The 10,827-nt window shown below is 63.9% G+C and carries 10 protein-coding genes; 8 read left to right on the top strand and 2 right to left on the bottom strand.

Going from position 1 to position 10,827, the window contains the following annotated elements; genetic code table 11:
• The first annotated feature begins 155 nt into the window (after positions 1–155).
• Together prpF and prpD are read left to right on the top strand one after the other, a co-directional pair.
• Positions 156–1,346 (top strand): 2-methylaconitate cis-trans isomerase PrpF, encoded by a 1,191-nt coding sequence (prpF, locus tag C6A77_RS15890; protein ID WP_114170328.1) that lies wholly within the window; start codon positions 156–158, stop codon positions 1,344–1,346.
• A gap of 162 nt (positions 1,347–1,508) precedes the next feature.
• A complete protein-coding gene (gene prpD / locus C6A77_RS15885; protein WP_114170327.1) occupies positions 1,509–2,993 on the top strand; it encodes a 2-methylcitrate dehydratase in 1,485 nt (494 codons plus the stop codon).
• A gap of 172 nt (positions 2,994–3,165) precedes the next feature.
• On the opposite strand, the gene acnB is transcribed toward prpD, so the two are convergent.
• Positions 3,166–5,775: a bifunctional aconitate hydratase 2/2-methylisocitrate dehydratase gene (gene acnB / locus C6A77_RS15880; RefSeq protein WP_114170326.1), complete on the bottom strand. Its 2,610-nt coding sequence runs from the start codon at positions 5,773–5,775 to the stop codon at positions 3,166–3,168.
• Between the two features lie 406 nt (positions 5,776–6,181).
• On the opposite strand from acnB, the gene C6A77_RS15875 reads away from it, so the two are divergent.
• Positions 6,182–6,649, top strand: a complete 468-nt coding sequence (locus tag C6A77_RS15875; protein ID WP_161959673.1) for a DUF1289 domain-containing protein — start codon at positions 6,182–6,184, stop codon at positions 6,647–6,649.
• 74 nt (positions 6,650–6,723) lie between these two features.
• Complete coding sequence (locus tag C6A77_RS15870; RefSeq protein WP_133295893.1) at positions 6,724–7,344, top strand: hypothetical protein; 621 nt, start codon at positions 6,724–6,726, stop codon at positions 7,342–7,344.
• Between the two features lie 32 nt (positions 7,345–7,376).
• Here C6A77_RS15870 and queD read toward each other — a convergent pair whose 3' ends face one another.
• Positions 7,377–7,733 (bottom strand): 6-carboxytetrahydropterin synthase QueD, encoded by a 357-nt coding sequence (gene queD / locus C6A77_RS15865; protein ID WP_114170323.1) that lies wholly within the window; start codon positions 7,731–7,733, stop codon positions 7,377–7,379.
• 244 nt (positions 7,734–7,977) lie between these two features.
• Here queD and C6A77_RS15860 point away from each other — a divergent pair, with 244 nt between their 5' ends.
• From C6A77_RS15860 to C6A77_RS15845, 4 genes are read left to right on the top strand one after another with little or no spacing between them, the layout of a single operon-like run.
• On the top strand, positions 7,978–8,289 hold the full coding sequence (locus C6A77_RS15860) for a PepSY domain-containing protein (protein WP_114170322.1): 312 nt from the start codon (positions 7,978–7,980) through the stop codon (positions 8,287–8,289).
• Positions 8,289–8,603: a PepSY domain-containing protein gene (locus tag C6A77_RS15855; RefSeq protein ID WP_114170321.1), complete on the top strand. Its 315-nt coding sequence runs from the start codon at positions 8,289–8,291 to the stop codon at positions 8,601–8,603. The genes C6A77_RS15860 and C6A77_RS15855 overlap by 1 nt, the downstream gene beginning before the upstream one ends.
• Positions 8,604–9,272 carry a response regulator transcription factor gene (locus C6A77_RS15850; RefSeq protein WP_114170320.1) on the top strand — a complete coding sequence of 223 codons (669 nt, stop codon included), beginning with the start codon at positions 8,604–8,606 and terminating at the stop codon, positions 9,270–9,272.
• Positions 9,269–10,603: a sensor histidine kinase gene (locus C6A77_RS15845; RefSeq protein WP_114170319.1), complete on the top strand. Its 1,335-nt coding sequence runs from the start codon at positions 9,269–9,271 to the stop codon at positions 10,601–10,603. The genes C6A77_RS15850 and C6A77_RS15845 overlap by 4 nt, the downstream gene beginning before the upstream one ends.
• The last annotated feature ends 224 nt before the right edge of the window (positions 10,604–10,827 follow it).

Below are 10,827 nucleotides of genomic sequence, written 5' to 3'. Positions count from 1 at the left end.
GGGGGGGGTTGCCCCCCCCCCGCCCCCCCCCGCCCCCCCCCCCCCCCCCCCCCCCCTTTTTTTCCCGGGGGGGGGGGGGGGGGGGGCGGCCCCCCCGGCGATGGGCTGCACCGCAGCCCCGGGGTTTCATGCCTATCAGACAGGACAGCAAAGCAATGGCACCTATACCGCAAGTGAAAATCCCCGCCACCTACATCCGTGGCGGCACCAGCAAGGGCGTGTTCTTCCGGCTGCAAGACCTGCCCGAGCGGGCGCAAATCCCCGGCCCTGCCCGCGACGCCCTGCTGCTGCGGGTAATCGGCAGCCCCGACCCGTACGGCAAGCAGATCGACGGCATGGGTGGCGCCACTTCCAGCACCAGCAAGACCGTAATCCTGTCGCAAAGCAGCAAGCCCGATCATGATGTCGATTACCTGTTCGGCCAGGTCAGCATCGACAAGGCCTTTGTCGACTGGAGCGGCAACTGCGGCAACCTCTCCGCCGCCGTCGGTTCGTTCGCCATCAGCAGCGGCCTGGTCGCCCCGGCGCGCATCCCGCGCAATGGCATCGCCACGGTGCGCATCTGGCAGGCCAACATCGGCAAGACCATCGTCGCCCATGTGCCGATCAGCGAAGGCGAAGTGCAGGAAACCGGCGATTTCGAACTGGACGGGGTGACCTTCCCGGCGGCCGAGGTGCAGCTGGAGTTCCTCGACCCGGCCGCCGACGAAGACGGCGAGGGCGGGGCGATGTTCCCCACCGGCAACCTGGTCGATGACCTGGTGGTGCCAGGTGTCGGTACGTTCAAGGCGACCCTGATCAATGCCGGTATCCCGACCATCTTCGTCAATGCCGCCGATATCGGTTACACCGGCTGCGAACTGCAGGACGCCATCAATGGCCACCCGCAGGCGCTGCTGCGTTTCGAGACGATTCGCGCCCATGGCGCCGTGCGCATGGGCCTGATCGACAACGTCGACCAGGCTGCCGGGCGTCAGCACACACCGAAAGTGGCTTTCGTCGCGCCGCCAAGCACCTACACTGCGTCCAGTGGCAAGGCGGTGCAGGCGGCTGATATCGACCTGCTGGTACGGGCCTTGTCGATGGGCAAGCTGCACCATGCAATGATGGGTACGGCTGCGGTTGCGATCGGTACCGCAGCGGCCATTCCGGGCACGCTGGTCAGCCTCGCCGCTGGCGGGGGCGAGCGCAGCGCCGTACGTTTCGGCCACCCCTCGGGCACCCTGCGGGTCGGGGCCGAGGCGCGCCAGGTGAATGGTGAGTGGACAGTGACCAAGGCAATCATGAGCCGCAGTGCTCGCGTGCTGATGGAGGGCTGGGTTCGCGTGCCTGGCGATAGCTTCTAACGCACCACTGGCGCTCGGCTTTAGTTGGTTGGGGCTGCTGCGCAGCCCTTTCGCGACGCAAAGCCGCTCCCACATGGAGGGTGGTGTACTTCCGTTGTGGGAGCGGCCTTGCGTCGCGAAAGGGGCGCGAAGCGGCCCCGGCAATTCTGAAGGGAGCTGCATATGAGCGCCAACGTAGACCTCAACACCCGCCCCGATTACGACCGGGTATTGCAAACCCTCGCCGATTACGCCCTCGGCTATCGGGTCGAATCCGCCGAAGCCCTGGACACCGCGCGCAACTGCCTGATGGACACCCTCGGCTGCGGCCTGCTGGCCCTGCGCTTTCCCGAATGCACCAAGCTGCTTGGCCCGCAGGTGGAAGGCACCGTAGTGCCCAATGGCGCCCGCGTCCCCGGCACCGGCTACCGCCTGGACCCGGTCAAGGCCGCCTGGGATATCGGCTGCACGGTGCGCTGGCTGGACTACAACGACACCTGGCTGGCCGCCGAATGGGCTCACCCCTCGGACAACCTCGGTGGCATCCTCGCCGTTGCCGATCACCTGTCGCAGAAGCGCGTGGCCACAGGCGAGGCACCGCTGCTGATGCGCGATGTGCTCGAAGCCATGGTCATGGCCCACGAGATCCAGGGCGTGCTGGCGCTGGAGAATGCCTTCAACCGGGTGGGCCTCGACCACGTGATACTGGTCAAGGTGGCCTCGACCGCAGTATGCGCGAGGCTGATGGGCGCCAACCGCGAACAGATGCTGTCTGCCTTGTCCCACGCCTTCGTCGATGGCCAGGCGCTGCGCACCTACCGTCATGCGCCCAATGCCGGCTCGCGCAAGTCGTGGGCCGCCGGCGATGCGTCCAGCCGTGGCGTGCGCCTGGCCGATATCGCCCTGCGCGGCGAGATGGGCGTGCCGGGCGTGCTCACCGCGCCGCAGTGGGGCTTCTACGACGTGCTGTTCAGCCACACCAACAAGGACCTGGCGCTCAAGCCGTCCGAGCAGCAGGAACTGCGCGTGCCGCAACCTCTGGGCAGCTATGTGATGGAGAACGTGCTGTTCAAAGTCAGTTTCCCGGCCGAATTCCACGCCCAGACCGCCTGCGAGGCGGCGGTCATTCTGCATCCGTTGGTGCGTAACCGCCTGCATGAAATCGATCGCATCGTCATTACCACCCAGGAATCGGCGATCCGCATCATTTCCAAGAGCGGCGCGCTGGCCAACGCCGCCGACCGCGACCATTGTCTGCAGTACATGGTGGCGGTGCCGTTGATTTTCGGGCACTTGGTGGCCGAGCATTACGAAGACGCCTTCCACGCCAATCACCCAAGCATCGACCGCCTGCGCGAGAAGATGGAGGTGGTGGAAGACCCGCGCTTCAGCCGCGAGTACCTGGAAGCGGACAAGCGTTCGATCGCCAACGCCTTGCAGGTGTTCTTCAAGGACGGCAGCAGTACCGAACAGGTGGCGGTGGAGTACCCGATCGGGCATCGGCGGCGGCGGGAGGAGGGGATTCCGTTGCTGGAGGCCAAGTTCAGGGCCAACCTGGCGACGCGCTTTGCGCGGCAACGGTGTCAGCAGATATTCGAGCTGTGCAAGGACCAGCAAGTGCTGGAGCAGATGGCGGTGCACAGGTTTGTGGAGTTGTTGGTGATTTGAGGTTGCCAGTGGCGGCCTCTTCGCGGCTAAAGCCGCTCCCACAGGGTACTCACCGTAGGGGCTGCGCAGGACCGTGTGGGAGCGGCTTTAGCCGCGAAGAGGCCGGTACAGGTTGAAACAAGAAAGCCCCGGCATCGCTGCCGGGGCTCTTCTTTACACCTTACAACTCAGCTTACGCCTGAACCACCGGGATCTTGGCGTTGGCGGCCGCTTCGCGGAACTCGGCGATCTGGTCGAAGCTCAGGTAGCGGTAAACGTCGGCAGCCATGCTGTCGATGTCTTTCGCGTACTGCATGTACTCTTCGACGGTCGGCAGCTTGCCGATGATCGAAGCGACAGCAGCCAGCTCGGCCGATGCCAGGTACACGTTGGTAGCGTCGCCCAGACGGTTCGGGAAGTTGCGGGTCGAGGTGGAGACCACGGTCGAACCGGTCTGCACGCGTGCCTGGTTACCCATGCACAGCGAGCAGCCTGGCATTTCCATGCGCGCACCGGCCTTGCCGTAGATGCCGTAGTAGCCTTCTTCGGTCAGCTGGTGAGCGTCCATCTTGGTTGGCGGAGCCAGCCACAGACGGGTCGGGATACCGCCCTTGACCTTGTCCAGCAGCTTGCCGGCGGCGCGGAAGTGGCCGATGTTGGTCATGCACGAACCGATGAACACTTCGTCGATCTTCTCGCCCTGCACCGAAGACAGCAGGCGGGCGTCGTCCGGGTCGTTCGGCGCGCAGAGCACAGGCTCTTTGACGTCGGCCAGGTCGATCTCGATGATTTCGGCGTATTCGGCATCGGCGTCGGCCGACAGCAGCTCAGGCTTGGCCAGCCAGGCTTCCATGGCCTGGGCGCGGCGCTCCAGGGTGCGGGCATCGCCGTAGCCTTCGCCGATCATCCAGCGCAGCAGGGTGATGTTCGACTGCAGGTACTCGGCAATGGCCTTCTCTGGCAGCTTGATGGTGCAACCGGCAGCGGAACGCTCGGCCGAGGCGTCGGACAGCTCGAAGGCTTGCTCGACAGTCAGCTCGTCCAGGCCTTCGATTTCCAGGATGCGGCCGGAGAAGGCGTTTTTCTTGCCCTTCTTCTCGACGGTCAGCAGGCCTTGCTGGATGGCGTAGTAAGGGATGGCGTGGACCAGGTCACGCAGGGTGATGCCGGGTTGCAGTTTGCCCTTGAAGCGCACCAGGATCGACTCTGGCATGTCCAGCGGCATGACGCCGGTGGCAGCGGCGAACGCTACCAGGCCGGAACCGGCCGGGAACGAGATGCCGATCGGGAAGCGGGTGTGCGAGTCGCCACCGGTGCCCACGGTGTCAGGCATCAGCATGCGGTTCAGCCAGCTGTGGATGATGCCGTCGCCCGGGCGCAGCGACACGCCGCCACGGGTGCGGATGAAGTCTGGCAGGGTGTGGTGGGTGGTGACGTCGATCGGCTTCGGGTACGCCGCGGTGTGGCAGAACGACTGCATCACCAGGTCAGCGGAGAAGCCCAGGCACGCCAGGTCCTTCAGCTCGTCGCGGGTCATCGGGCCGGTGGTGTCCTGGGAACCGACGGTGGTCATCTTCGGCTCGCAGTAGGCACCTGGGCGTACGCCCTGGCCTTCAGGCAGACCACAAGCGCGACCCACCATTTTCTGCGCCAGGGTGAAGCCCTTGCCGGTGTCGGCAGGCTGCTCTGGCTTCTTGAACAGGTCCGATGAGCCCAGGCCCAGCTCGGCGCGGGCTTTTTCGGTCAGGCCACGGCCGACGATCAGCGGGATACGGCCGCCAGCGCGGACTTCATCCAGCAGCACTTCGGTCTTCAGGGTGAAGCTGGTAACCAGTTCGTCGCTGCCGTGACGGCGTACTTCACCTTTGAACGGGTAAACGTCGATGACGTCGCCCATCGCCAGGTTGGTGCAGTCGAATTCGATCGGCAGGGCGCCGGCGTCTTCCATGGTGTTGTAGAAGATCGGGGCGATCTTGGTGCCGAAGCAGAAGCCACCGGCGCGCTTGTTCGGCACGTACGGGATGTCGTCGCCGAAGAACCACAGCACCGAGTTGGTGGCGGATTTACGCGAGGAACCGGTACCGACCACGTCACCGACGTAGGCAACCGGGAAGCCCTTGGCCTTGACCGCTTCGATCTGGGCCAGCGGGCCGACCGAGCCAGGCTGCTGCGGCTCGATGCCGTCACGGGCCATTTTCAGCATGGCCAGGGCGTGCAGCGGGATGTCAGGGCGCGACCAGGCGTCCGGGGCAGGGGACAGGTCGTCGGTGTTGGTTTCGCCAGGCACCTTGAACACGGTCAGGGTGTACTTGTCGGCGATTGCCGGGCGCGAGGTGAACCACTCGCCGGCAGCCCAGGACTCGAGCACGGCCTTGGCGTGCGCATTACCGGCCTTGGCTTTTTCTGCCACATCGTGGAAGGCATCGAACATCAGCAGGGTGTGCTTGAGCTGTTCGGCCGCGACGGCGCCCAGTTCGGCGTCATCCAGCAGTGCGACCAGCGTTTCGATGTTGTAGCCGCCCTGCATGGTGCCCAGCAGTTCGGTGGCGTGCTTGCGGTCGATCAGCGGCGACTTGGCTTCGCCCTTGGCGACGGCGGAGAGGAAAGCGGCCTTGACGTAGGCAGCTTCGTCGACCCCTGGCGGTACGCGGTTGGTGATCAGGTCTACGAGGAAGGCTTCTTCGCCGGCCGGCGGGTTTTTCAGCAGCTCGACCAGGCCTGCAGTTTGTTCGGCGTTCAGCGGCTGGGGCACGATGCCCAGGGCGGCACGCTCTTCGATGTGTTTGCGGTAGGCTTCAAGCACAGTTATTACCCTCATCAGTGGTCCCTAAAGGGGGTCCGGGACGCTCATCCAGCATTCGATGCACCCATGCGCTGCCACGGCTTTGTGGGCCGCCCAGCCAGAGTCGCAAAGAATCCTTACAGAAGCTGCTTTCAAAGTTTTACGCCTGCAGAACGGGGAGCTGATGAGGGCTGGCACGGGCATGCGAGGGGTGCATGGCCCGGGCCAACGCCGTTCTACCGGATGAACTGTGCTCGTGACGCTTTGAAAACAGCTTCCAACGGACATTGTTGCCTTTGAAAAGGCCGGATGATTCTACGGCAAAAAAAGCCCGAAGGTAAGGCGGCGAACATGACTTTAACGAGTGACCCTGGTTAGACAAAGGGCTAACATGACCCCGTGTTCCACCGCCAAGCCGTTGTTTCCAATGCCCAACCAGTCCATCAAGACCCCTTGCGTCGGCCTCTGCTCCACCGTTTACGGGGACACCGTTTGCCGGGGCTGCAAGCGTTTTCATCACGAAGTGATCCACTGGAACGGCTACGACGACGAACAGAAGCGCGCGGTGTGGCTGCGCCTGGAACAGCTGCTGGTGCAGGTGATGATGGCCAAGCTGGAAGTGTTCGACAAAAACCGGCTGCGCCAACAGCTGCAGCAGCGCTCCATCCGCTTCGTCGAGCAGCAGTCTGAGTACTGCTGGGCGTACCAGCTGATCGCCCGCGGGGCGCGGATGATCCGTGATCTGGAGGCCTACGGCATGGTCTTGCTGCCAGAGTTTCGCGATTGGGAGTTGCCCCAGCTGCGCGATGCCATCGATCGCGAATTTTTTCTGCTGTCCGAGGCGCACTATCAGCGCTATATCGCCCCCAGCTTTCTCGATGGCGTTCTGAGGTAGCTGTCTCCCTCTGCGGCGCGCGCCGCTGCCTGGCTAGTCTGGTCGCTCCACAGATCATCCGGGGTAGCTGGCAAATGGCATTCTATTTCAAGTACCAATCCCATCTTTCGTTCCTTGCCAAATGGCGCTGGCAACAAAAGGATGCTCATCTCGATCCGGCGCAATGGCAAAATTCATTGCATCTCGTCAAACCGATCTGGGTGGGTTTTGAACGAGGGGATGGTGAAGACGGTTATCTGCGCATCGAGTCCAGGGAGGGTTCACTCGTTCCCTGGTCCGCACTCGAGTCCCATGGCGGTGGAACGCTCCATGAGGTTTTCTGGTTCGGGGTCTACGAGAAGAATGGACGGTATTACTATCAGATCAGGCCGGTAAGCGGCTTTGTCGAGGGTAAGCCGACGATCATCAACTGTTATCTGGACACCGACAAAGTCGGCTACATGGGCATGTATGCTGGCGTTTTTGAAGTGCCGGAGTGGGTGATCTATATCGGTGAGGACATGTGGCAGCTGAACGGGCTGGACCCAACGAAGTTGACCGAGGGTGAGCGCTACCTCAATCTCGAGATGAAGGATGTCGACGACAACCCCGTGACCTTGCGAAAGCAGGATAAACAGCCCTATCTATACACCGGCTCCAAAGCTTACCAAGGGCGCGTCAGCCTTGAAGTACTGAAGCGCCCATTCCGGATCTGACCCGTTACCTGGCCCCTGTCGAGGCCGCAGGCTCAATCGCCGCTGTATTCGCAGCCACTGGTGCAGGTTTCGTGAATGCGCACCTTGGACAGCTCCGGCATCAGCGGCTTGACCTGGTCCCAGATCCACTTGGCGATCACTTCGCTGGTCGGGTTTTCCAGGCCGGGGATGTCGTTCAGGTAGTTGTGGTCCAGCTGCTCGTAGATCGGCTTGAAGATCGCCTTGACCTCGGCGAAATCGCGAATCCAGCCGGTGTGCGGGTCGAGCGGGCCGGTCAGGTGCAGGCCGACCTTGAACGAGTGGCCGTGCAGGCGGCCGCATTTGTGCCCGGCAGGCACGTGGGGCAGGCGGTGGGCCGATTCGAATGTGAACTCTTTGAAAATTTCCACGCGTCGATAACTCTGTGTGAATCAGGAATGCGCGCAGTCTACCAGCATGGCCGCTACAAGGCTTGCAGGCGTTCACGCAACCGCCAGGTGGTGGTGAAGCTGTGGCAGCTGGCCTGCCGGCGATGAACGCTACGCGGTGTTGACCTGCGCTATCATGCCGCCAGCTGTTTTCAGGTTGAATTAAGGACGGCCGGTTAATCTTAACCCCGTAGACAACTTGTACAGTTCTCAGGAGAGAAGAACGATGAAAACTTTGACTGCCGTGTTCACCGTCGCCGCCGCCCTGGTTCTGGGCGCTCATTCCGCCATCGCCAAGGATGTACAACCCGACGAAGTGGTCAAACTGGTCAACGCCAAGACCGTCAAGTCGCTGGAAGAACTCAAGGCCGCCGCCGTGGCCAAGCACCCGGGTGCCACCGTCACCGACTCCGAGCTTGAAGACGAGTACGGCCGCTATATCTACAAGGTCGAGCTGCGCGATACGCAGAACGTCGAGTGGGATGTGGCGCTGGACGCCAAGACCGGTGAAGTGCTGAAGGACGAGCGGGACAACTGATGACCCAGCTAGCGCGGTCGGCGCGTTACCTTGCGCTGGCCCTTCTGGCCGTCTGTTCCCTGGCGGCCGCCCGCGACCTTGACCAGGACGAAGCCCTGGAACTGCGCCAGAAGGGCATCATCCTGCCGCTCGAACACTTGCTGGAAACCGCCCTGGGGCGTCACCCCGGGGCGCGTTTGCTGGAGGCCGAGCTGGAAGAAGACGACGATCGCTACGAATACGAAGTCGAGTTGCTGACGGCGGAAGGTGTGGTGCGCGAAATCAAGCTCGACGCCAGCACCGGCGCCCTGCTCAAAGACGAGGAAGACGACTGAATGCGCCTGTTGCTTGTCGAGGACAATGTGCCACTGGCCGACGAACTGACCACCGGCCTGCAACGTCAGGGCTATGCCGTGGACTGGCTGGCCGATGGCCGCGACGCGGTGTACCAGGGCCAGAGCGAACCGTACGACCTGATCATTCTCGACCTCGGCCTGCCGGGCTTGCCGGGCCTGGAGGTGCTGGCCCAATGGCGCGCCAATGGCCTGGTCACGCCCGTGCTGATCCTGACCGCGCGCGGCTCGTGGGCTGAGCGTATCGAAGGGTTGAAAGCCGGGGCCGATGACTACCTGAGTAAACCTTTCCACCCCGAAGAGCTGCAGTTGCGCATCCAGGCGTTGCTGCGCCGCGCCCGTGGCCTGGCCAACCAGCCGACACTGGAGGCCGCCGGCCTGCACCTGGATGAAAGCCGCCAGTGCGTGAACCGTGATGGCGTGGACATCCAGCTGACCGCTGCCGAATTCCGCCTGCTGCGCTACTTCATGCTGCATCCGCAGCAGATCCTTTCCAAGAGCCACTTGGCCGAGCACCTCTACGACGGTGAAACCGAGCGCGATTCCAATGTGCTCGAAGTGCATGTCAATCACCTGCGGCGCAAGCTGGGCCGCAGCGTCATCGAAACCCGTCGCGGGCAAGGTTACATCTACGCCGGGAGCGCCGCGTGAAGTCAATCCAGGCGCGCCTGAGCCTGGGGCTGGTGGCGGTGCTGGTGATGGTCGGCCTGGTGCTGGCGCAGCTGACTTTGTGGCTGTTCGAGGCCGGCCTGCAGCGCTACCTGGAAAACGGCCTGCGCAAGGAAAGCGAAAACCTGCTGGTCGCCTTGGTGCGCGGGCCTGCGGGTCTGCAGCTGGATGAGCGGCGTATCTCTGCGGCTTACCAGCGGCCATTTTCCGGCTATTACTTCCGCATCGATTTCGCCAAAGGCAGCCTGCCCCAGAGCACCTGGCGTTCGCGCTCGCTGTGGGACCTGGACATGCCCAAGCCCGACGCACCGGGCCTTTCCGACAGCCATCAGCTCGGCCCGGAAGGCCAGCAATTGCTGGTTTTGCGGGCCGATTACCGGCGCCTGGGCCAGGACATCTCGATCAGTGTCGCGCAGGATTATTCGCCGGTGCGCGAAGGCTTCCGGCGCATGCAGCAGATCGGCCTGGGCATGGGCCTGGTGGCGCTGATCCTGGTGCTGGTGCTGCAACGTATCACCGTGACCCGCTCGCTGCGGCCGCTGGAGCGGGCGCGCCAGCAGATTGCCCAGCTGCAGCAGGGCCAGCGCTCGCAGCTGGATGCTGAAGTGCCCAGCGAACTGGCGCCGCTGGTGGGGCAGATCAACCATCTGCTGAGCCATACCGAAGACAGCCTGCGTCGCTCGCGCAATGCCCTGGGCAACCTTGGCCATGCGCTGAAGACGCCGTTGGCGGTGTTGCTGAGCCTGGCCGCCGGTGAGCGCCTGAATGACCTGCCTGAGGTGCGCGCGCAGTTGCGCGAGCAGCTGGAGCAGATACAGCAACGCCTGGCCCGCGAGTTGAACCGTGCGCGCCTGGCGGGCGATGCGCTGCCCGGCGCGCAATTCGATTGCGACGCCGAGTTGCCCGGGCTGCTGGGGACGCTGGGCATGATCCACGGCGACGGCCTGTTGCTGGCCAGCGATGTGCCGCCCGGGCTGCTGCTGCCGTGGGACCGCGAAGACGTCCTGGAACTGCTCGGCAACCTGCTGGACAACGCCTGCAAGTGGGCTGACAGCGAGGTGAGGGTGGCGATCGCGCCGAGCGCGGAGGCTTACCAGCTGTGGGTCGACGACGATGGCCCCGGGATCCCCGAGGGGCAGCGGCAGCAGGTGCTGGAGCGTGGTTCGCGGCTGGATGAACAGGTCGATGGGCATGGGCTGGGGCTGGGCATCGTGCGGGATATCGTCGAGGCCTGGGGCGGGCGCCTGGCATTGCTGCAAAGCCCGTTGGGCGGGCTGCGCGTGAGCATCGAGTTGCCGCGCAAGGCTCGCTGAAGCGGTCCCTGTGGGAGCGGGCAAGCCCGCGAACAGGCGACGCGGTGGATGGCACCGGCTTCGCCGGTGTTCGCGGCCACGGCCGCTCCCACAGCTGTTGTGTTGACCTGCGGCATACGCATTCCCCCGGTGGGAGCGGGCAAGCCCGCGAAGCAGGCGGCGCGGTGGATGGCACCGGCTGCGCCGGTGTTCGCGGCTAAAGCCGCTCCCACAGGTTTCAGCGT

Origin of the sequence: Pseudomonas sp. AFG_SD02_1510_Pfu_092, assembly GCF_003331055.1 — a bacterium.
Taxonomy (GTDB): domain Bacteria; phylum Pseudomonadota; class Gammaproteobacteria; order Pseudomonadales; family Pseudomonadaceae; genus Aquipseudomonas.
This window is presented reverse-complemented; position numbering and strand designations above follow the sequence as displayed.